18 protein-coding genes are annotated in these 20878 nt (G+C 51.3%); 6 read left to right on the forward strand and 12 right to left on the reverse strand.

The annotated features are described in order from the left end of the window. Positions 1-199: 199 nt before the first annotated feature. A complete protein-coding gene (locus ACJ2PR_RS05895; protein WP_446876331.1) occupies positions 200-838 on the forward strand; it encodes a phycobiliprotein lyase in 639 nt (212 codons plus the stop codon). 17 nt (positions 839-855) lie between these two features. Next, on the forward strand, positions 856-2019 hold the full coding sequence (locus ACJ2PR_RS05900; RefSeq protein WP_446876332.1) for an extracellular solute-binding protein: 1164 nt from the start codon (positions 856-858) through the stop codon (positions 2017-2019). Here the strand turns inward: ACJ2PR_RS05900 and ACJ2PR_RS05905 are convergent. Then, positions 1967-2623 (reverse strand): hypothetical protein, encoded by a 657-nt coding sequence (locus ACJ2PR_RS05905; RefSeq protein ID WP_446876333.1) that lies wholly within the window; start codon positions 2621-2623, stop codon positions 1967-1969. The genes ACJ2PR_RS05900 and ACJ2PR_RS05905 overlap by 53 nt on opposite strands. Before the next feature lie 54 nt (positions 2624-2677). Continuing rightward, positions 2678-3184, reverse strand: a complete 507-nt coding sequence (locus ACJ2PR_RS05910) for a late competence development ComFB family protein (protein ID WP_446876334.1) — start codon at positions 3182-3184, stop codon at positions 2678-2680. A 215-nt stretch (positions 3185-3399) separates the two neighbouring features. Between ACJ2PR_RS05910 and ACJ2PR_RS05915 the strand changes: the two genes are divergently transcribed. After that, positions 3400-3816: a hypothetical protein gene (locus tag ACJ2PR_RS05915; protein ID WP_446876336.1), complete on the forward strand. Its 417-nt coding sequence runs from the start codon at positions 3400-3402 to the stop codon at positions 3814-3816. A 347-nt stretch (positions 3817-4163) separates the two neighbouring features. On the opposite strand, the gene ACJ2PR_RS05920 is transcribed toward ACJ2PR_RS05915, so the two are convergent. Together ACJ2PR_RS05920 and ACJ2PR_RS05925 are read right to left on the reverse strand one after the other, a co-directional pair. Beyond that, positions 4164-5312, reverse strand: a complete 1149-nt coding sequence (locus ACJ2PR_RS05920) for an aldo/keto reductase (RefSeq protein WP_446876338.1) — start codon at positions 5310-5312, stop codon at positions 4164-4166. A 141-nt stretch (positions 5313-5453) separates the two neighbouring features. Then, positions 5454-5960, reverse strand: coding sequence for a bifunctional nuclease family protein (locus ACJ2PR_RS05925; RefSeq protein WP_446876339.1), 507 nt, complete (start codon positions 5958-5960; stop codon positions 5454-5456). 280 nt (positions 5961-6240) lie between these two features. On the opposite strand from ACJ2PR_RS05925, the gene ribE reads away from it, so the two are divergent. Then, on the forward strand, positions 6241-6921 hold the full coding sequence (gene ribE / locus ACJ2PR_RS05930; RefSeq protein ID WP_446876340.1) for a riboflavin synthase: 681 nt from the start codon (positions 6241-6243) through the stop codon (positions 6919-6921). 136 nt (positions 6922-7057) lie between these two features. Here ribE and hemC read toward each other — a convergent pair whose 3' ends face one another. After that, entirely contained in the window at positions 7058-8023 is a 966-nt protein-coding gene (gene hemC / locus ACJ2PR_RS05935) for a hydroxymethylbilane synthase (RefSeq protein WP_446856924.1), read from the reverse strand. A gap of 754 nt (positions 8024-8777) precedes the next feature. Between hemC and ACJ2PR_RS05940 the strand changes: the two genes are divergently transcribed. Both ACJ2PR_RS05940 and ACJ2PR_RS05945 read left to right on the forward strand, forming a co-directional pair. Beyond that, positions 8778-10421: a cryptochrome/photolyase family protein gene (locus ACJ2PR_RS05940; RefSeq protein WP_446876341.1), complete on the forward strand. Its 1644-nt coding sequence runs from the start codon at positions 8778-8780 to the stop codon at positions 10419-10421. Positions 10422-10668: 247 nt separating this feature from the next. Further along, positions 10669-12243, forward strand: a complete 1575-nt coding sequence (locus ACJ2PR_RS05945; protein WP_446876342.1) for a B12-binding domain-containing radical SAM protein — start codon at positions 10669-10671, stop codon at positions 12241-12243. A gap of 135 nt (positions 12244-12378) precedes the next feature. Here the strand turns inward: ACJ2PR_RS05945 and ACJ2PR_RS05950 are convergent, their stop codons facing one another. From ACJ2PR_RS05950 to ACJ2PR_RS05980, 7 genes are all read right to left on the reverse strand, one after another. After that, on the reverse strand, positions 12379-12609 hold the full coding sequence (locus ACJ2PR_RS05950; protein ID WP_446876343.1) for a universal stress protein: 231 nt from the start codon (positions 12607-12609) through the stop codon (positions 12379-12381). A 32-nt stretch (positions 12610-12641) separates the two neighbouring features. After that, entirely contained in the window at positions 12642-13709 is a 1068-nt protein-coding gene (locus ACJ2PR_RS05955; protein WP_446876344.1) for a FecCD family ABC transporter permease, read from the reverse strand. Then, positions 13706-14731 carry a FecCD family ABC transporter permease gene (locus tag ACJ2PR_RS05960; protein WP_446876345.1) on the reverse strand — a complete coding sequence of 342 codons (1026 nt, stop codon included), beginning with the start codon at positions 14729-14731 and terminating at the stop codon, positions 13706-13708. The genes ACJ2PR_RS05955 and ACJ2PR_RS05960 overlap by 4 nt, the downstream gene beginning before the upstream one ends. Beyond that, positions 14724-15836, reverse strand: coding sequence for a sucrase ferredoxin (locus tag ACJ2PR_RS05965; RefSeq protein ID WP_446876346.1), 1113 nt, complete (start codon positions 15834-15836; stop codon positions 14724-14726). Before ACJ2PR_RS05965 ends, ACJ2PR_RS05960 begins: the two co-directional genes overlap by 8 nt. Positions 15837-15846: 10 nt before the next feature. Further along, a complete protein-coding gene (locus tag ACJ2PR_RS05970) occupies positions 15847-17160 on the reverse strand; it encodes an MFS transporter (RefSeq protein ID WP_446876347.1) in 1314 nt (437 codons plus the stop codon). Between the two features lie 8 nt (positions 17161-17168). Next, positions 17169-18113 (reverse strand): ABC transporter substrate-binding protein, encoded by a 945-nt coding sequence (locus ACJ2PR_RS05975; RefSeq protein ID WP_446876348.1) that lies wholly within the window; start codon positions 18111-18113, stop codon positions 17169-17171. A 70-nt stretch (positions 18114-18183) separates the two neighbouring features. Beyond that, positions 18184-20784, reverse strand: a complete 2601-nt coding sequence (locus tag ACJ2PR_RS05980) for a TonB-dependent receptor domain-containing protein (protein ID WP_446876349.1) — start codon at positions 20782-20784, stop codon at positions 18184-18186. Between the last annotated feature and the right edge of the window lie 94 nt (positions 20785-20878).

Consider the following 20878-nt stretch of genomic DNA (forward strand, 5'->3'; position numbering starts at 1 on the left):
AAAAGCTTGTAACCTCTCAAGAAAAAGTGAGCCGTGCATTAACCCTTCTACTGGTGCAAAAAAGTACGATCGGTCGTCTGGCTCCAAAGTGAGATGCTGTCTGAGATTTAGAGCAGATGCTATGCTTTCGGAGAGTCGTTTGATTCAAGTGTTTTTGTGCTGAGTATTTTTGTTAAACGCCGTTCTACTAGAGAGAAAAATGCTGAGTTTTCAAGAATTCTTTGCTGTTTGTGCGGGCACCTGGACTACTGAACGCACCTACCACTACCTTGAGCAGGGAGAAGTTGAGCGCTCTTATACCGAGTTTAAAGTAGACGCGCTGACGGAAACCGAAAAACAGCGTATTCTCATTCCCTCTGACGAGTCTGCAACGGGGCACTTTCAAGTAGACACCGCTAAAGTGACTCAACCGGACACCTGCCCAGGGTTTGAGATCGCCTTCAATACCGTTTCTGAAAAAGGTGAAGAGGTGGCGATGAGTCTCAAAGCCTTGTTTGTGCCCGATGCCTACATGATTCAAAAAGTCACTCCAGAGGCGCTTTTACCCCTGGCAGCCCAGGTTTCTACAGACACCAATGGCGACATCATTCAAGGCTTTTACCTGCGAGATCAAGGCTACTCAGAGGCAGGCACGATCGCTGGACGCTTTACCTACCAGACGACTCGCCAAACCCTGGAAATGACAACCCACTACCAGCGATCGGTCGCGGTCGATCAGATGCGGCTCTTATCGCCTACCACCCGCCTGAGAACGATCGTCACTTACCAGCGCCCCCAACCCGGAGAAGTGCCCTCGGTCATGACCCTGATCGGCTTTGGGGTAGAACATAAGCAGTAGACTTAACTTTTTCCTTCATGATGGATCGTCGATCGTTTCTCACAGCCGCCAGCACCTTTGCCCTCAGTACGACGCTGACAGGTTGCAATTCTCAAGGTCAAGCCGCGCTCAAAATTCGGCTGTTAAAGAACTCTATTCCGGCTCAGTTGCCCGGTCAGTTTCGCAAAAGTTTGAACGATCGCCAGGTAGGACTCGACTTTAAGCCAGAAAATCAACTCCAAACGCTGTTCTCACTGCTGCAAGCCTGGAAACAACAGGAAGGCTCCCCTCAAAAATCCCCCTTTTCTCTCCCGTTTTTGGCAAATGATTCGGCAACACCCGACCTCGTGACCCTGGGCGACTACTGGCTAGAAACGGCCATTCGTCAGGGACTGATTCAACCCCTCAATCCTGATAATTGGCAACAGTGGAAGCAACTACCGGATAGATGGCGAAATATTGTGACTCGCAACGATCGCGGCATTCCAGACCCCAAGGGCAAAGTCTGGGCAGCTCCTTATCGGTGGGGCAGCACGGTGATTATCTACCGCAAAGACATTTTTCGTCAAAAAGATTTGCAGCTACCAACTGACTGGAGCGATCTCTGGCGCGAAGATCTCAAAGGTCACATTTCTCTACCTGACCAGCCCCGCGAGGTCATTGGTCTAACGCTCAAACACCTGGGTAAGTCTTACAACACGGCTGATCTCAAAACCGTCCCCAATCTAGAATCTGAACTTCTCAGGCTGCACCAACAAGTCAAGTTCTACAGTTCTGATACTTACCTGCAACCCTTGTTATTAGATGACATCTGGTTGGCGGTGGGGTGGTCTACTGATGTTTTACCGTTGATTCAGCGAAACCAGCCGATCGCTGCGGTTTTTCCCCCGTCTGGCACTGCTTTATGGACAGATCTCTGGGTGCGCCCTGCCCGTGTTCAAAACGCTTCAAACCTGCTGTCAGACTGGATCAACTATTGCTGGCGAACGGACGTTGCTACACAGCTTTCTCAATTTAGCTTTGCGGCCTCCCCGATTTTGACGACGTTGAATTCTACAACGCTGCCGCCGGAGGTGCAAAGCAATCCTCTTCTGATGCCCAGAGCAGAAAGCTTAGACCGCAGCGAGTTTCTCGAACCCCTCACCGATACTACGGTCGAGCAGTACCGCCGCCTGTGGGAGACCCTGCGTCTATCCCGTTAGGGCGACCCCGAAATCCTGCTTTGCCAGATGAGTCCAGCGAAAGGATGCAGGCAGCGGGTTGAGGGTTAGAGGCTTTTTCGACGGCTTGCTGAAACGCACAGGTATAGGCTGCTAACAGCGTTCCCTGACGGTTAAAAATTCTCATGTTGTAGCCATAGCCACTAGACTCTGTTCCTAACTCCTGGACAAACTTGTAGCGCTCTAAATAGTCTAACAAGCTCCAGACCTGCTGATTGACTACAAAATCTGCCTGACCGGGAGTTGTCCGTTGACCAGGGCAGGCCAGCCATTTGTCAAGTAACCTGCTCCCAAACTGAGGCTGGGCGGCAATTTGATCACGAGTCCACCAAAAGCTAGGGATGGTCAGATTGGTTTGAGAAATCGAGGTTTCGGTGATTCCTAATGTGTCATCTGCACAGCGCCCTTGTTGCAGTTTCTCAAAGTCCAGGGGAGCTAAAGAAGGCTGTAGGGCAGAGAGTAAGACTCTTTGTGGATCGCTCGAAGCGGTCGAGTCGGCAATGGCGCTTTGATTTCCCCAAACTAGCATCACCCCAATCAGCGTCTGAAATAAAAAAGCTGTTCTTTGAAGTGCTGAAACCTGCATGGATTGACCCTTGTCTTGCTCAACTAAATCGTATTCTCAAACTCAGGCGTACGGTCACAAATTGTAGCGATTGTCGTCCCAATCATAGGTAGGCGAGTCTGAGGTCGCTGGAATGAGCTGTTTTTGCTCACCTTTGCCTTCTCGCTTGGCTTTGCGAAGCGATCGCTCCACCACATCAACTAGCGTATCCCAGGAGAGATTTTCTTTCCCCAATAGCTGTCTGAGACCCTGTAAAGCAGTATAAGGTTCCAGTTCTTCTTCCGTGATTTGCAGGGGAGCCGCAACCCGCAGGGGATCACGCTGAACGGCGACTAACGCTTGACGGACGACTGTGTTAACCTGATTTTTGAGTTCGTTTTTGCCCCGGAGTCTTTGTTGTCTCCAGCCTTTTTCACTGGTGGCGTAGAGGGCGGGTAGTCGGTTGAGCGCGTAGGCGATCACTTCGGCGGTGCTGATGTATTCGACGAGTTTGGCGGGGAGGCGTTGAAGCTGGCGATCGACCTCCTCGACGACTAGAGATTCCATTGCGTTTCGATAGCTGATGGCGCGGTTAAATTGCATGATAGATGGATAAAGTGAAGTTCACAAGGATCACAACGGCTGGCGCGTGTCAAAATTGAAGTCTGCTAGAAGGGTCACCGAGCCGCAAATTTTTTAGTCTGCTCACGCTTAGATTTTTGATCTAGTTGATTTTTGGATACCCAAAATCAGATTGCAACTATCGAATCTAAGCGATCGACGGTTGATCGGCAGGGTTTTTTACGGTTGACAAAAATATGTTTGACCCGCTACGTCGTTTAAAGTTTCTTCCCTGGACGGCGCTGCTTCAGGTAGCTCTCGTGACGGTTGCGATCGTGGCTGCTTTTGATGTGCTGATTATTCAAATCTTTAGGGCAATTCCAGCGGCGCTTGAAGTGTTGACAACGGTGCTGAGTTCTCCTTTGATTTTGCTGATCGAGTTAGCGATCGCCGTTGGCATAGGAGCGTTGAGCGTTGCCATTTTGGAGCGATGGTTTCAAAGAGTCCCGATTACAAATGCAAGTCTCTGGGCGCTGGTTCCTTGTCTGGCGCTGTGGCTGTTGTTGCTCTCATTTTTACCAATTCCAGTCGCGCTTGTGCCTCAAATCAGTATCTTTCAGATAGTCGGAACTGTGTTGGGCGTTTTTTGGAAGGGGCGATCGTACTGGAGATAGTGTAAATTTTCTCAATGAATGCGACTGAGGCGGCAAAGACGGGAGACGTTGAGCGCTAAACACTATACCAAGGAGGTTGGACGTAAACTGAAGCCCCGAAACCGCTCTGTCCAACGTCAGTTCGATGAACGCTTCGCTTCGCTTTTAGATTCAGGAACGCCCCCTAAATCCCCCACGAGTGAGGGACTTTGAACCAGAATTCCTCTCTGAAAGTCCCCCAAAATTGGGGGGTTGGGGGGCAGGAGCCGTGAACAACGAAGCGAAAAAACTCTCATCGAATTCACGTTGTCCAGAGTCGAAAAAAGTTCAGTGTCCAAAATCCAGAGTCTCAAAGTCCTAAGTCCCCTTCATTCTTGCCACAGTCGTCGTCCTGGTTTGCCGTTTAGTCGCTGGTGGGTGTCTCTAAGCAGGGTGGGAATGTCAAGATTTTGGGGGCATCGAGGCAGACAGTCGCCACAATCATTACAGCGGTTGGCTTTGCTGCCTGGAAACCAATGTCCCGCATTTTCAAACATTCGATAGCGATACTCCCCAAAGGACTTCATGTCGTAGGCGACGGCCAGATTTCTCAACCGCAGTACTTCGGGGATGTGAATGTCGATCGGGCAGGGCAGACAAGCATAACATTGACTACATAAGTCCGTTTTGAGGGTTGCGGTCTGGTGAAGCTCAAGGCGGCTCAGGACAGCAATTTCTTCTGGAGTCAGGGGAAAGGTACGATCTCCTTGAGATACCTGCAAAGGGTCGCTCACCTGTAGAGGCAAGTCCAATTCTGTCGGGTGGGCGGCTCCGACGCTGAGGGTTGTAATCCGAGGATCACTGAGTAGAAATCGGTAGTTTAATTCTAGGGGCGAAAAGGGGACACACAGACGAGTCAACGTGTCTGGCGGCGTATAGAGCATTCCAGCTTTGTCGGCGGGGGAAATGATGAACACACCCATATCTTGCCGATGAGCCAGATCGATCGCTGCCGCATTGCGTTGAAAAAACAAAGAATAGTGCAGGTTGACAAACTCAAATTGTTGGGTGGCGATCGCCGCTAAAATCACGTCTAAAAATCCGTGGGTCGAAAACCCGACATGCCGAATTCTTCCATCTGCCACAGCCTGCCTGACTGCCTGCATACCGCCCTTTTCTGCCTCAACCCAGGCGAGATGTTCCCAGGTGTTTAAGCCGTGGATCGCTAAATTGTCTAAATAATCAACCTTCAGGTGCTGTAAGGATTCATCAATGTGGCGATCGACGATCTCAGCATCGGTAGGCGAAATTTTCGTTGTAATGTAAAGCTGACTCCGCGACAGCCCATTTTGAAGAGCCGTTCCCAAAAACTTCTCACTCTGACCGTAGCCTCGCGCTGTCTCCAGGTGATTGATCCCTAGCTCAATGGCCCGTCTTACCGTCTGTTCTGCGACTTCCTGCGACGCTAGACAGCGCATTGTCCCCAGCGAGAAAACGGACAGCGGTAGATTTGTTTGACCAAAGCGACGATAGTGCATTTAAGGAGAGCAATGAGAAATCAGGACAAAAGTTCTATTCAAAGTCCCTCGCTGGTAGAGAACTTAGGGAACGTTTCCGCATCTGTCAGCGAAGTCGCTCCTACCAATTCACGTCAACCCAGTTTCATCCCTCATCCCTTCCTACTGCGCTTCTCCACTGCTAAAGCGACCTTTTTGAATCAAGTCTTCGGGGCGCAGGGTCGCCAAAAACTCGCGGAAGGCTTTGCGCTCGGCTTCGTCAGCATCGCGATCGACCGGAATCGAAGCATCCGCAATCACTTCTTCCATCACCCAAATGGGACTATTGGTACGGAGGGCAATGGCGATCGCGTCACTGGGACGAGCATCAATCTCGCGCTTTGCCTCACCTTGAGAAACAATTAAGACTGCGTAGAACGTATTATCCTGTAGAGAGTGAATAATAATCCGCTCTAGCTCCATGTCCCAGATTTCCATGAGGTTGACAAACAAGTCATGGGTGAGCGGACGGGGCGGGGTTTGGTTTTCTAAGGCGTTGATGATCGCTTTCGCCTGATCCTGAGCAATATAGATAGGAAGTGCGCGGCGATCGGTGCCATCTTTGAGAAGCACGATCGGGCTACGAGTTGCCGCGTCCAACGCAATTCCAGCGACCTTCATTTCAATCATCGGTATAGCCTCTAGAACACCTGAAGCAAAGGAGGAACTCTTCATCGTGAAGACCCAGGAGAACCAGGCGTAAGACCTGGCACACCACGAGCAAGTTAAACACGAGCAAGTTAAAGTAGATGACCTTAGTATGCCCTGATCTCTGCCCTGATCCTAAATCATCCCTCCCAGATTTTGACAAAATAAAGAAGAGTTCTCGATTTCCCCAAATACTTGAGCAAAAGATTAATCTCAGGACAAGCTGGTAAAGTTTCTTTCATCCAACTACCCCATACTACTCGTGTTTACTGGACTCATCCAAACTGTCGGCACCCTGCACCCGATCGGGGTCGAACATTTACAAATCACATGCCCAGAGCCGGCTGCCGGACTTATTTTGCAGGGATTGGCGCTGGGCGACAGTGTGGCGGTCGATGGCGTTTGTCTGACGGTGACGGAGATTTTGGGGACGGGATTTGTGGCCGTGGTATCGCCGGAGACTCAGGTTCGCACGACCCTCAGCCAGACCGAGGGCGGCAGTAAGCGGGTCAATCTAGAAACGTCGCTCAAGGTCGGCAGCAAGCTAGGTGGCCACTTTGTCACAGGTCACATTGACGGGGTGGGCGTTCTCAAATCCTCGGTGCAGACGGCGAGTTCTTGGGAGATGACGTTTACGACAACGAGCGATCGGGTGTCTCGTTATATTCTTCCCAAGGGCAGCATTGCGGTGAATGGGATCAGTCTCACGGTAGCGGATTGTGACCCGTCAGGTTCCTGGTTCAAAGTAGCGGTGATTCCCCACACGTACGCTGAGACCAATCTTTCTCAACTCCATCCGGGTAGCTGGGTCAATTTGGAGGGCGACATTTTAGGAAAGTACGTCGAGAAGTTTTTGCGATCGAGTTCCGCTTATGGCGAGATGGGCGAGGCTTCTCCCAATGGTCTCAGTCCTGACTTTCTAGCCGAACACGGATATTTGTAGAAATGATGTGGGGCGAGTGAGCCGAGAATCTAGCAAAGGAAGAACTTAGCTCTGGCTGCCTAGAGCCTCTAAGCAACCATAGGGAAACTGCCCCCACAAATTTCATCCCTCATCCCTCATCCCTCATCCCTCATCCCTACCGAACGGCCGCAGTAATTTCGTCCAGAATCTCCTTTGCGCCCTGCTCGATCAGTTGGTGAGCCAGTTGAGTCCCCAGCGTTTCGGCATCGGCAGGAGAGCCAGAGACTTCACCTTTGACGATTTTTTGTCCATCGACACTGGCGACGATTCCGGTGAGCGTCAGCGTGTCGTCTTTGAGCAGGGTGTTGACCCCGATCGGTACCTGACATCCGCCTTCTAAGGCTCTCAAAAAGGCTCGTTCTGCATAACAGCGATCGGCGGTGGGCTGGTGTTGCAACACGTTGAGAACGTTCAGCACTTCTGGATCGTTGGTACGGCACTCGATGCCCAAAGCGCCCTGACCGACTGCGTGGAGAGAAATTTCGGGGGGGATAACCTGGTGGACGCGATCGCCCAGATCCAATCGTTCTAGTCCGGCTACTGCCAAAATCAGCGCATCGTATTCGCCTGCATCCAGCTTTGACAGACGAGTGATCACATTGCCCCGCACATCTTTGAAGACAAAATGAGGAAAGTGATGTCGCAGTTGGGCTAGCCGTCTGAGCGATGAAGTGCCAATGACTGCGCCTGCGGGTAGCGTGTCAAGCTGTTTGTCCTGGTGTTTTTCGTGAACGACCAGCGCATCGGCAGGATTTTCGCGATCGGTGACACAGCCCAACATCAACCCTTCGGGCAAGCGAGTCGGCAAATCTTTGAGCGAGTGAACCGCAAAATCAATGTCGCCGTTGAGCATTCCGACTTCTAGCTCTTTGGTGAAGAGACCTTTGTCGCCAATTTTTGCTAACGCCACATCCAAGATTTTGTCACCCTGGGTACTCATCGTGTGAACTTCAAAGGTGCGATCGGGAAACGCCTTTTGCAACTGAGCTTGCACCCAATGAGTCTGGACAAGGGCAAGCTGACTTTTGCGAGAACCAATCCGAATGGTGCGGTTAGAAACGGGGGTTGCAGTAGGAGACATATCAACGAGTGTTTGAAACAGGCTTCGATCGTGACTCTTTCCACATTACCGCAGTGAGTCGCCCCATTTGTGAGCATTCACCCTGATGGATCGTTACAGATAGTTAAGCATTCGATCTAGGCTCTTCGCTGCCTTGTTGAGCGCTTCTGCTCTCCGACCCGACAATTCTGGGGGACTTTTAGAGAAGGTTTCTCGTTTCGTTGCTGAAATCTTCTGCCCCCCAATTCTGCTACGGTGTAGACACAAGTCCATACTCACTTCGTTCTAGTCGGCTTCAGCCCCCTAAATCCCCCATTCTGGGGGACTTTAAGCAAAAAAGACTTCCAGAATTTAGAACCCTGATCAGCGTTCAAAGTCCCCCAAATTTGGGGGATTTAGGGGGCGAAGGATTACGGCAAGTACAGATCAATCGACTTATGTATACACAGGTAGCAATTCTGGGGGACTTTTCAACAAGAGTTTTACGCCCCAAAGTTCGACAACTTAACCTGATCGCCAAACTCGATCGTGAGATTTAACCGCCAAACTTAAATTGCTCTGTCATACCCAATCAATTTGTTAGTGCTACAGATCCTTCGCCCCCCAAATCTTCCATTCTGAGAGACTTTGAGAATCCGAGACTTCTTTGGCTTGAAGTCGCCCACAAGTGGGAAATTTAGGTTGCTCTCCCAGATCTGTAGCACTCAAAGATCAATTTGGTGTCAATCATCAAAATCAGTCTCGATAATGGAGTAGTACAAGTGACCATTTTTGAATGAATCGCACGATCGTTTGGTTTCGTCGAGACTTGAGAATTTCTGACCATGCGCCTTTACACCGGGCGGCTTCTAGAGGGTTAGTCATTCCAGTTTTTGTTTTAGACCGGGCCCTGTTACATCATCCAGAGACCAGTTCGGCGCGGGTGGCGTTTATGTTGGCATGTCTGCATGACCTGGATCAAGAACTGCAAAAACGAGGCGGACGACTGATATTGCGTTCAGGAAATCCGATCGACGTGCTGCCCCAACTGATTCGTGAAACTCAGGCGGACGGAATCTACGCCTACATTGACTATGAGCGGATTTATGGGCGAGTGCGAGATGCCCAGTTGAATGCGACATTGACTGAGCAAAACTTAAAGATTCGCTGGTTTGAGCCAACTGCGGGCATGGGCGATCTGGTTTCGGCTCCTGAATATGGCAAGCACTGGTATGCAGAAATGAATGAAGCCCAGGTGCCTACGCCCGGTCGGATTCTGACTCCTGATTTGCCCAGTGATCCGCTGCCGACTTTGGCTGAATTGGGACTGATCGCGGATCGCAAGCCCATTCCCCCAGGGGGCACGCAACCTGCTCGTCAACTATTACAAGATTTCATTAGTCAGAAAGCCGATCGCTACTACTGGCAACTGTCCTATCCCAATGCCAACGCGACTTCGGGACTTAGCCCTTACATCAAATTTGGCGCGATTTCGATTCGTGAATGTTACCAAACAGTACGCTTTCTCAAAGATTCTCCAGACTATCGCATCCAACGCAGTGGCCGCCAACTGATCAATCGATTGCGCTGGGGAAGTGGATTTGCTCAACGATTTCGCTATTTGCCTCAATTGGAACTGCGATCGCTTTATACCGTCTTTGAGAAAGAAGGCTGGACATTTAACGAAGACGACTACCAGGCATGGCAATCGGGAAACACAGGCTTTCCGATCGTCGATGCGGCCGCCCGCTGCTTGTTAGAAACTGGAGGCTGGAAAGAAATGAACTTTCGGACTCGCGCCCTGTATGCCAGCTTTTTGAGCAACCTTCTGGGAATGGATTGGCGATATGGAGCATTGCACTTTATGAGGCATTTAATCGATGGAGATTGTCCGATCGACCACTATCAATGGGCCATGCAAGCGGGCGTAACTCACTGTGCCAACAAAACCTGGACACGCATCTATAACCCTGGACAAACCGCCGTCAATCGCTGTGACCCAGAAGGTCTGTTTATCAAACGCTGGGTGCCCGAACTGGCAAACTTACCGATCGCAGCTTTAGGCTCACCGCCCCGCATCAACGGCTATCCATCGCCCATTTTGAACTACAAAACCGCCCGCCAGCAGCGAGTCCAACAGCTATTACACCAACGACAAACGTTTCTACAAAGCGAGAATGTCTTGCCTCAACTGGCTCGATTGCCAGATTCCTTTTTGCCGTTTGGGTACGATCGCGTTTCCTGTGACATTGCCTGGGCCCAATCAGAAAGCCGTGAGTTGTTTCCGCCTCCGCTCAATCTGGATGATTTAGACCTTGAACAGTCCAAACGCCTTCGCACTTGGTTTGTGTCTCCCGCACAGGCAACTTCTCGATCCAACAAATCCACGCCTCGCTCCTCAAAACCGCCCGCAAATGTCCAGTTAAGCCTATTGGAGTGAGTAAAGTGGGTGAGTCCAACGCCAATTTGAATACAGTTCTTTCGCTTCGTTTGGACAATAGTTTCGGTTCAAAATCTTTGATTGGTGAGGAATTTAGAGGCCTTCCTGAATGGACAATCGCAAAAGACTACATCAAATTTACGTCAGTTAGATTAGAGCTGCTCTCTAGCCCTGGTTCTCCAAAAAGCCCGATCGCCAGGGGAGCCTTATGGAATCCACTATACTGTCCATACTGTCTGGTTATTTTATGAACGTTTTACTGCTGTATCCCCGGTTTCCGAAGAGCTTTTGGTCATTTGAAAAAACACTGGCACTGCTTGATCGCAAAGCGATGTTGCCCCCTTTGGGGTTGGTGACGGTGGCGGCGATGTTGCCTCAAGACTGGGAATTTAAGCTGGTCGATCGCAATGTGCGGCAAGTCACAGAGGCAGAATGGGCCTGGGCTGATCTCGTCATTCTGTCGGCGATGATTGTTCAAAAAGAGGATTTACTAGAACAGATTCAAGAGGCAAAACGCAGAGGCAAACAGGTAGCCGTCGGCGGGCCCTATCCCACGGCGCTGCCCGATGATGCAAAACTGGCAGGAGCCGACTTCTTGATTTTGGATGAGGGAGAAATTACCCTGCCCTTGTTTATTGCAGCCATTGCTCAGGGCGATCGATCGGGTATCTTTCGATCGGATGGAGTTAAGCCAGATGTGACGCTAACTCCGGTTCCTCGCTTTGACTTGCTGGAGTTTGAGGCTTATGCCGAAATGTCGGTGCAGTTTTCGCGCGGCTGTCCGTTTCAATGCGAATTTTGCGACATCATTGTTCTCTACGGACGCAAACCTCGCACCAAGTCTCCCGGTCAACTCCTTGCAGAACTCGATCGCTTGTATGAACTCGGCTGGCGACGCAGCATCTTTATGGTGGATGACAACTTCATCGGCAACAAGCGCAACGTTAAGTTATTCCTCAAAGAACTGCATCCCTGGATGGTGGCTCACGAATATCCCTTCTCATTTGCGACTGAAGCATCGGTTGATCTCGCCCAGGATCAAGAGTTAATGGATGCAATGGTGTTGTGTAACTTTGGAGCCGTCTTTTTGGGCATCGAAACGCCCGACGAAGAAAGTCTTGCCCTAACTCAGAAGTACCAAAATACAAGAGATTCGCTCACCGATGCTGTAAATGCGATTACGCGCACAGGTCTCCGAGTCATGGCGGGTTTTATCATTGGCTTTGATGGTGAAAAGGCGGGAGCCGGGGCGCGGATCGTCAAATTTGTCGAACAAACTGCCATTCCCACGGCCTTGTTTAGTATGTTGCAGGCGCTTCCCGACACTGCCCTCTGGCACCGACTCGAAAAAGAAGGACGACTTCGCAGTAAGTCAGCCAACATTAACCAGACGACTTTAATGAACTATGTGCCCACGCGCCCTCTCGAAGACATCGCCCAGGAGTATGTAGAAGCCTTTTGGGAACTGTATGACCCTGAGAAGTTTCTCGATCGCGCCTACCGTCATTATCGTTTACTCGGAGAAGCGACCTACCCAAACAAGGGACGATCAACGCGCAAAAATGTCAACTGGGTGATGGTGCGAGCTTTATTAACGATCTGTTGGCGACAAGGGCTAGTTCGTAAAACACGCTGGCAGTTTTGGCGCAATCTAGCAAGTATGTATCGCCACAATCCTCGCGGTATCAGCAGTTATCTGGCAGTCTGCGCTCAAATTGAGCATTTTGTAGAATATCGGCAGATTGTGCGGGACGAAATTGAGGCACAGGTGGCTGAGTTTTTGCAAGGCGAGGCGCAACGGAAGGTGGAAGCGATCGTTTGAACCAAGTAGATAGGGAAGGGATGAGGGGTGAGGGATGAGGGATGAAATAGGACTGGCTTTGTCTCTCATTCTTTACTTCACGCTGCGTTCATCACACTGTTTGTTACACATTGTCAGTCACATTGTCTGTTGTTTCTAACGCATGACTAAGACGGGACAAGGGGCATGTCTGACTAGCTGCTCGGCGACGGAGCCAAATAGAAAATGACTGAATACACCTTCGGTATCGTCTTGAGCAGGAATCACAATTAAATCGATCGCCTGCTCTTTGACATATCGCACAATCTCCCCCGCCGGATGACCAATGACTACCGTAAAATTGGAGTCTGCTCTCTTGCGGGTGGTGAGGGTAATCCTTGTATGCAATCAGCCGTGGAATTAGGAGTCAAGAGGTATGGCTAGCGATCGTAATCTTGCCGCAACAAATACAGAAAATAGGGCGCACCCAAAACGGCAGTGATGACTCCACAAGGTAGTTCGATCGGGGCAAACACACTACGACCAACGAGATCCGCCGCTACCACAATCAAGCCTCCGATTAAAGCAGCAGTGGGAATCAATCCGGCGTGGGAAGACCCCACCAGTTGACGAGCTAGATGGGGAGCCATCAGCCCAATAAATCCGAGCGTTCCGGCAATGGCAACGCTGGCTCCCGTTAGTGCCACGCTAGTCAGCACCAGCAATCCTCGCTGCCACTCAACTTGGCTGCCCAAGCCGCGAGCAATGTCGTCTCCTAACGTCAGCGCATTCAACTCCCGCGCCAGCCCCCACGCCATCGGCAAGAATATCAGCAACCAGGGAAACAGCGTTGCCACCTGTTCCCAACCGCAGCCGTAGACGCTGCCGATGAGCCAGACCAATGCCTGACTTACCTCACGGATCTCCCCAAACGTAATCAGCAGCGTGGTCAGTGCCGTGGCGATCGCAGCCACCCCAATTCCCACCAGAACCAGCCGCAGCGGGGTGCTGCCCCGATTCCACGCCAGCAGGTAGACTAGCAGTGCGGTCAACAATCCGCCGACAAAGGCAGCAACAGGCAGCAGCACCAGCGGCAGCGCAGGCAGCAGCACTAGAATTGCTACCGCGACTAACCCTGCGCCTGCTTGCACACCGACAATTTCTGGAGCCGCTAAGGGATTGCGAGTCACCCCCTGTGAGATTGTGCCAGCCACCGCCAATCCCATCCCCACCTCCAGTGCCGCGATCGCCCGTGGCAACCGCAGCGTCAGCACCAGCAGAGACGCATCAGGATTGGTTGTTTCTTGTCCTAACAAGGCTCGAACCACTTCCAGCGGCGGCAAGAAATAATTTCCGTAGCCGATACTAACAATCAGCATCCCCAGGATCATCAGCACCAAAACCAACAGCACGCCAGGAACCCGACGATCGAGCCGAATAGAGAACAGCCGCGATCGCCAGACCAACCAGGGTTTTGTGAGTGCTGCTTTAGTTCCCTTTGACTTCATGACTTCACCCGCGATCGCGCCAGGTAGACAAAAAATGGCCCTCCCAGCAAGGTCATCATGACACCCACAGGCAATTCTTGGGGTTGCAGTAGCCAGCGAGCCGCTAAATCTGCCAGCGACAGCAAAATTGCTCCCCAAATAGCAGCATACGGCAGGAGCCAGCGGTAATCGACCCCGACCCAAAATCGCACTAAATGTGGCACCACCAAGCCCACAAAGGCGATCGGGCCTGCCAGTGCCACTGACCCGCCCGCCAGCAGCACCACTGCGATCGCGCTCATCGCCTTGACCCGTCCAATTCGCAGTCCTAACCCATGAGCCACTTCTTCTCCCAGTGCCAGTGCAGTCATTTGTCGTCCTAAACTAAAGGCGATCGCAAATCCAGCGATCAGGTAGGGAGAAACTTGCCAAAAGGCTTCCAAATTTTGTCCAGCGACCGATCCCGCCAGCCAAAAGCGAATCTCTTCTAGAGTGCGTTCGCTCAAAATTAATAGCCCTGTGGTGAATGCAGCCAGCAGATAGGACAGAACTGCCCCCGCTAGAACGAGCTTCAAAGTCGTCATGCCCCTGCGCCCCAGGGAACCGAGGAAGTAAACTGCACCTGCCGCGATCGCCGCCCCAACAAACGCCACCCAAGAGTAGAGTTGCATGGAAGCATTCCCCAGCCAAACGGTAGTAGCGACAACAGCAAGCGCGGCTCCTGCATTGATTCCGAGCAAACCGGAGTCTGCCAAAGGATTGCGGGTCAACCCCTGCATCAAAGCACCCGCGATCGCCAGCGCGGCTCCGACTGTGGGGGCAATCAAAGCGCGAGGCAATCGTGCTGTGCGGATAATCACCTGTTCGGTCGAGTCGTTAAAGGCAAAGAGGGCATTCCAAACCGTGTTGAAGTCAGTCCTAGCTGCGCCTGCAACCAGGTTGACTAGAAAGCAGCCGATCAGCAACAGCACCCCGATCGCCAGACCGATCATTCTGCTTCGCAGCCGTGGCGATTCGTTTGAGGAAGCGGGAGGATCAACCATCACAGCGCCTCAATTGACTGACGCGATATTGCTTTACAGGTTGCAGCTTTAAGCGTTGCCTTCGGCTCACGTGAGCGTGTCCGCCTGACTGCAAAGCACTGATTACTTCTCCACACACCTCAACTCGCGCTTCATAAGCACCTGCATCTGTACCATCGGGTGAGCTAAATTCAATCCGAATCTCTGCCCAATTTGGTTTATGGCTTCGCTGTTTGATCAAAAACTGCAATCGTTTGGAGGGAATCTGTTTGAGCAGTTGATAGAGGTAACGGCTGACTCCTCCCGGATCGCTAGTTAGAATTTGTCCAGTTTTGCGATAATCTAGCCAGTCCCAGCCTTCTCGCATCCAGATCTCTCGCTCGACCATTTGGGCAAATTTTTCCAACCCAGACCAGCCGCGATAGCACGATCGTAGCTTGGAGAGTTCTCCCCGGCGATACACCAACAAATCCAATAGATCAGGTTCAAGATGTCCCCAGTACTGTCCCTGTGGTAGGTCAATTAAGGTGGGTGCAAATTGGTGTCCCCCAAAGTGACTACAGCGCCAGACTCGCAGAGATCCCGCAGACTCAGGCGCATACTTGTCTCGCAGCGTTTTATAGATGGGGAAGCCGAATCGAGAACAAGCAACATCCACATTTCCATGAGTGCAGACCAATAATTCTCGGATGTGGCGGCTGTCAATTTGGTACGACTGAAAGGCTTCTAACTCATTTGGATGCCCTGCAATTTTTTGTAGTAAAGCCGTTGCTAATCGAGTAGTCTCTGCCTCTGGCACCCAATATTCCTGCTTTTCAAACTGGGTAAATAAACGAGTTGGTTGATGGTAGTAGAGAACACGATTGTAGCCAGCACGAGAATACTCACGATCGGGTGCAATCACGATGGGTCTCAGTTTAACTTGCTGCTCTAAAATCAATTTTTTTATCAGCGTGATCAGAGGCTTGATGGCAGGTTCTTCCATCAGTTTTTCTGACCAGGGGAGCGCTGCCTCCAGGATTAACCAGTGTTCATGATTGCCTGCTGTGCCGATCGGATCTTCTCCATTGGTTTTAGAGACAACGGAGCAAAACTGACAATTACTAAGGGGTTCTAACGCTGTCATAATCGATTTGCTATCTGATCGCTGTATCATGATCGGGGATAAGGGTTTCCACATCTCGCAAACGGTGGATACTATATCCACTCAAGCCGATCGCCAATCCACAGACTGCCAATAGTGCATATTGTAGAGCGATTCCTGCCCCGACTCCGGTGCCAAATAGCCCACCCAGTAAACCTGCTAGCCGTCCACCTGGCAGCATGGCAGGCTCAAATACATAATCTGCCAAAGGGCCCGCGATCGCAAATCCCAAGGGTGAGGCTGCTTGAGCAATCAGATACCGAGCCGCAAAAACTCGACCCTGCACTTCTGGCTCGACCTTAGCCAACCAAATTGCTTGATTGGCGCTGCCAACAAACGGAACAAAAAAAGCCGTAATCCACGCCGCAATCACCCAAATTGTGAGTCCTCGTCCCACACTCAGCAGCAATAGTCCGACTCGACTGAGGGCTGCGCCTAGTAATAAGCCATGAATGCGGGGAGTCGTTCCACCCCAAAGACTCAGCAAGATAGCTCCCACTAGCCCACCAATGCCAAATGCACTTTGTACCGTTGCCAGCGTTGTCGCACTGTTGCCGCTGCGAGCCAGAATTAAAGCAGGAGTTAACGCAAAATTGGCGCTAAAAAACAAATTAGAACTCAGCAGAAACAGCAGTATAGAAAGTAAACTCGATCGCTGCCAAATATAGCGAATGCCAAACGTCAATGTTTGCCAGGGAGTTTGCTCAGAGACTACGGCTGTTGTGGGTTGGGGAATTGGGATCATCAGAAGTGTGCTAATTGCAATCACAAACGTTACCAAGTCGATCGCCAGAATTCCAATTAGCCCAATCGATGGATAAAGCACTCCTGCCAACGCGGGCGAAAACACATAAGCACTGGAGCCTTTGATCGTTTCCATTGCAGAAGCTCTAGCGTAGTGCTGCTTTGGAACTAACACTGCCATTGAAGCAGAGTGCGCCAAACTTTGAAGGTAGCTAAACAACCCATTTGCAGCTCCGATTCCATAAAGATGCCAAACTTGTAAACGCTGAGTCAGCAACAAGCTCAACAGCCCGATCGTAGACAACCCTGCTACGAAATCTCCTAACAGCATCAACTGTTTGCGATCCCACGCATCCACCAGCACCCCGGCGAAAGCAGCAGCGATGACCTGGGGCGATCGCGTAAAAAAGACCATCCAAGCGATCGGGGAGGCTTGTCCCGTTTGCTCCCACACCCAAATCGTTAACGCAAACGTAGTCATTTCAGACCCCAAGAGGGAGACAAGCTGACCCAGCCAGAGGGTTCTGAATGTTCGCATTTGAGGGGGTTGCTCGGATTCCATGCAGGCTCCTAAGTTCCAGGTTTACGCGCCAGTAACGACTGTGACACCTCCTGCAAAATCTGATTCGCTGCCAGAATGCTGCGTCCTGCCGTCCACACTTCGGCATTCACGGCATACACTCGCCCTTGTTTGACAGCATTCAAGCGCGAAAATAACGGGTCAGACTTAAATTGATCGAGCGTCAGAGAATTGGGTGTAAACGAGGACTCAATTAAAAAAATCGCATCCCCATCTAAACTTGTGAGGTCTTCGCGCGACACTTGAATTGCCCATCGCTGACCCGATGCCTGAGTCGGAGGACGCGCCAATCCGAGATCCTGCAACACCGCACCCGAAAAGCTGCGGGTGGTGTATGCGCCGATTTGCCCAGTCCCCGTCGCCACAACAGACACCACAGGAGATTTGGAGAACTGCTGCTGAATTTGCTGCTTCAGGGTGTCGGCTCGCTGTTGATAGTCCTGTAGAAGTTTGTCTGCGGCGGCAGATCGATCGAGGACATTAGCATAAAAGCGAACGTTGTCTTTCCACTCGCCCGATCGTCCACTGCCTTCTGCCATGACAGTCGGCGCAATTTCTGCCAGCCGTCGATAGAGCCTGTCTAGCCCAATTTTGTTGCCCAAAATTAGATCTGGCTGTAACTGCGCTACTGCTTCTAAGTTTGGCTCATTCGTCTTTCCAATGACTTGAATTCCCTGAGTACGATCGCCCAAATAACTAGGAAATCGCTCTGGCAAAATGGAGCCAACAGGTTTTACGCCAAGGGCGATCGCGGCATCCAACGGAGCCGTATCCAAGACAATCACTCGTTTAGGCTGCATTGGCACTTGGGTTTTACCCATTGCGTGAGCAATCGATCGCGTTGGCGTTCCGGGGGGCAGAGTTGCAGTGGGGCTACTCATCCAGGGCAGACCACCCGTGCAAGCAGCCAGCCAGCACACCACAACGCTCAACAACAACAATTTGTAGATTGATCTCTTATGGATTGATCTCTTATAGATTGATCTCATTCCTGCGCCCCCGTCCTTAAAATGTGATGGCATAGCGGAGAAAGATCGTTCGTCCTCTGCCTGCAAATCGCAAGTTCTCCAACAGTCCCGTGCGCTCCTGACTACTGAGCGGCAGGTATTGATTATTCAACAGATTTTCAACTCCCAGTTCTAGTCTGCTTTGACCGAGCTTGAGGCTGCTGAGGAAATCCAAAGTGGTATAGTTTTCTAGCCTAAACGGATCAACGCGATCGTCAAACGCTCGATCACGATCGCCTACCAAAAGTAGCTGCAAGCGATTGCGCCAGTTAGGGAGCGTTTCATTTTCCACATAGAATGATAGTTTCAGGGGCGGCACCTGCAAAGAACTTAAGGCCAGAAAATCATCATCGTTGTTAGTATCGTTTTCGCCCTCGCTCCAAGTAAAGGTGCTGCCCAAGCGCCACTTTGTGGCTGGCTGCCAGTCTAGCGTGGCTTCTAGTCCATAGTTACGTTGGGGAGCGCGCTGTAGCTCGGTGGTACCATCCGGTCGAATCCGAACAGTTGCGCCAAGGTCAGAGGTGCTGTAAAAGCCTGCCAGAGAAGCCTGGACTGTTCCCCAATTGCCGCGAACTCCCAACTCAAAGCTGTCTACTTTTTGGGGTTCCAGCAGGTCAGAACCGCGAATGCTGGCTCTAGGGGCAACGCTGCTAAAGGCAGTGCCTAAGTCTGGCAGCGAAAATCCTTGAGCAAAGCTGGCAAACACACTCGTCTGGGGCGTGATCTTGTAGACGAGGCCTGTGTTAAAGGAGATGCCACTATTGTCTGCGCTGCCGCCGCGTCGAATTCCAGGTGCGGCAAAGGCCAACTCATAATCGCCCACCTCGTAGCTGAAGGTGTCATATCGTAGCCCCCCGCTCAGGAGAACCCGTGGGCTTAAATTCCATTGCAGTTGAGCAAACAAGCCCAGATTATTCAACGTGTAGAACGGGGTCTGCGGACGGGTGCTACTTGCCGTTAGAGTGCGGGTGCGATCGAAAACCGATGTCTCCGAAATCAACACAGGACGGCTATTTTCTTCATAACTGTAATCTACTCCCCAAAGCAGGTTAACTGCTGTCGAGAAGGGCGTTTGAATTTGCAGACGCGCTCCCAATTCCTGACTGTCCAGGCTAGTTTGCCAAAGTGCTGGAAAAAAGGCGGGAAATGGCCGTCCCCGCAGGTCTGTAAACGGTTGAACCAGATTGGTGTCGCGGAAAAAGAGTTGCGCTGTCACCTGAGAACCCAAGATGTTCTGGTGTGTGTAAGTCAAATTAGCAACTTGATTAGTCTGTTTCGGTTCTTCCTCGTACTGCGCCAAAAATCTCTGCGCTCTGGCGGTTTGCAGTCCTGGAATCGAAAAGACGATCGGGTCTGAGCGAAATGTAGTATCAAACGATTCGTTGTAAATGTTGTAGCTCAGTTGCAGTCGCTGCTGTGGGTCAATATCAATTCCCAGCTTTGCGAGCAGATTTAGGCTAGTTGTATCGTTAATCCCAGTTGGCGGAATGCGATCGCCGTTGGCATCGAAAAAGCTGCCGCTCTCGTTGAGGGAAGCTCGAACTGTAACGTCGATCGGCCCTTCTTTCCCCGATAAGCCATACTGAAAGTTATAGCCAAATCCTTCATCAGAAAACGCATCGAGAGCATTGCGAACCCCGATAGAGACTTGGCTTTCTAGTCGCTGTGTGGTGGCGCGTCGCGTGATGATGTTAATGATGCCACCCGTAGCACCGCGCCCGTAGAGTGCAGAGGGGCCCCGAACCACCTCAACTCGCTCAATGGCACTAGGGTCGATCGTATTTAACTCCGTTTGAAATCCGCTATTTGGGTTTTGCGGTACTCCATCAATGAGAATTAATGCCTGCCGACCGCGCAAAGTCAGCCCTCTTGTCAGGTTTCGCTGGGTGGGTGGCCCTAGCCCTGGCACCAGCTTTCCGAGCAAATCTGGCAGGTTATTGGTGAGGGCTGTTTGCTGCTGAATTTGCTCACGCGGAATAATCGTGACAGAGCGCGGCAGGTTTGATAGCGGTTCTTCTGTCCGGGTGGCAGTGACAACGACTTCTTCCTCTAATTCATCATCTGGCTCAACACTCAAAATCAATCCAGACCGATTTGGCACAATTTCTGCGAAGGGCGCTGTCTTTGTTCCCGTCACCGTTACCTGAATTCTGGTTGGCTCAACCTGAGTCACCGTTAAGTTTGAGATTCCTGAGAAAGGCTTCTGCGATCGAAACTCCTGACCCTCTGGCAGTACCAGCACTGCGTTGGGAATGTCTGCGATCAGCACATTGCCCTCAGTCCGCGTTTGAGCTTGCAGCGTTTGTCCAGAAGGAACTTCCAGGACAATTTCAAGACCTTGCTCGGTCTGGTTGAGCCTCACGCCTCGAACCTCGATCGCGCCTGATACAGGACGATCGACGGGTGCAGCATCCTGCGTCAGTAGATTTGCACGAGTATGAGGACGAGCAATTTCGCTCAGGCGTGGAATTGGAAGTGTAGAAGCCTTTGAACTGCCAGTTACAGGTGCAGCGATCGCAACCTCGGTATAAATCGGCAGCATAACAAAAACAGGAACGGCTCCAACTAACCAAAGATAGCTTGATAGCTGCTGTTTCACGGACTCCTCACTTAATTAGACTGATAGGTGGACTCAAACAATCCAACACAACGGACAATAACTATCCACAAGGCGGCCTTGTCAGGGTAAACCT

The organism is Phormidesmis sp. 146-33, from assembly GCF_052939515.1.

Coding starts and splice junctions, on each gene's coding strand:
- ACJ2PR_RS05895 (WP_446876331.1), top strand. CDS start 200: ATGCTGAGTTTTCAAGAATTCTTTGCTGTTTGTGCGGGCACCTGGACT.
- ACJ2PR_RS05965 (WP_446876346.1), bottom strand. CDS start 15,836: ATGACAGCGTTAGAACCCCTTAGTAATTGTCAGTTTTGCTCCGTTGTC.
- ACJ2PR_RS05955 (WP_446876344.1), bottom strand. CDS start 13,709: ATGAAGTCAAAGGGAACTAAAGCAGCACTCACAAAACCCTGGTTGGTC.
- ACJ2PR_RS05960 (WP_446876345.1), bottom strand. CDS start 14,731: ATGGTTGATCCTCCCGCTTCCTCAAACGAATCGCCACGGCTGCGAAGC.
- ACJ2PR_RS05905 (WP_446876333.1), bottom strand. CDS start 2,623: ATGCAGGTTTCAGCACTTCAAAGAACAGCTTTTTTATTTCAGACGCTG.
- ACJ2PR_RS05970 (WP_446876347.1), bottom strand. CDS start 17,160: ATGGAATCCGAGCAACCCCCTCAAATGCGAACATTCAGAACCCTCTGG.
- ACJ2PR_RS05925 (WP_446876339.1), bottom strand. CDS start 5,960: ATGATTGAAATGAAGGTCGCTGGAATTGCGTTGGACGCGGCAACTCGT.
- hemC (WP_446856924.1), bottom strand. CDS start 8,023: ATGTCTCCTACTGCAACCCCCGTTTCTAACCGCACCATTCGGATTGGT.
- ACJ2PR_RS05915 (WP_446876336.1), top strand. CDS start 3,400: ATGTTTGACCCGCTACGTCGTTTAAAGTTTCTTCCCTGGACGGCGCTG.
- ACJ2PR_RS05945 (WP_446876342.1), top strand. CDS start 10,669: ATGAACGTTTTACTGCTGTATCCCCGGTTTCCGAAGAGCTTTTGGTCA.
- ACJ2PR_RS05940 (WP_446876341.1), top strand. CDS start 8,778: ATGAATCGCACGATCGTTTGGTTTCGTCGAGACTTGAGAATTTCTGAC.
- ACJ2PR_RS05920 (WP_446876338.1), bottom strand. CDS start 5,312: ATGCACTATCGTCGCTTTGGTCAAACAAATCTACCGCTGTCCGTTTTC.
- ACJ2PR_RS05910 (WP_446876334.1), bottom strand. CDS start 3,184: ATGCAATTTAACCGCGCCATCAGCTATCGAAACGCAATGGAATCTCTA.
- ACJ2PR_RS05900 (WP_446876332.1), top strand. CDS start 856: ATGATGGATCGTCGATCGTTTCTCACAGCCGCCAGCACCTTTGCCCTC.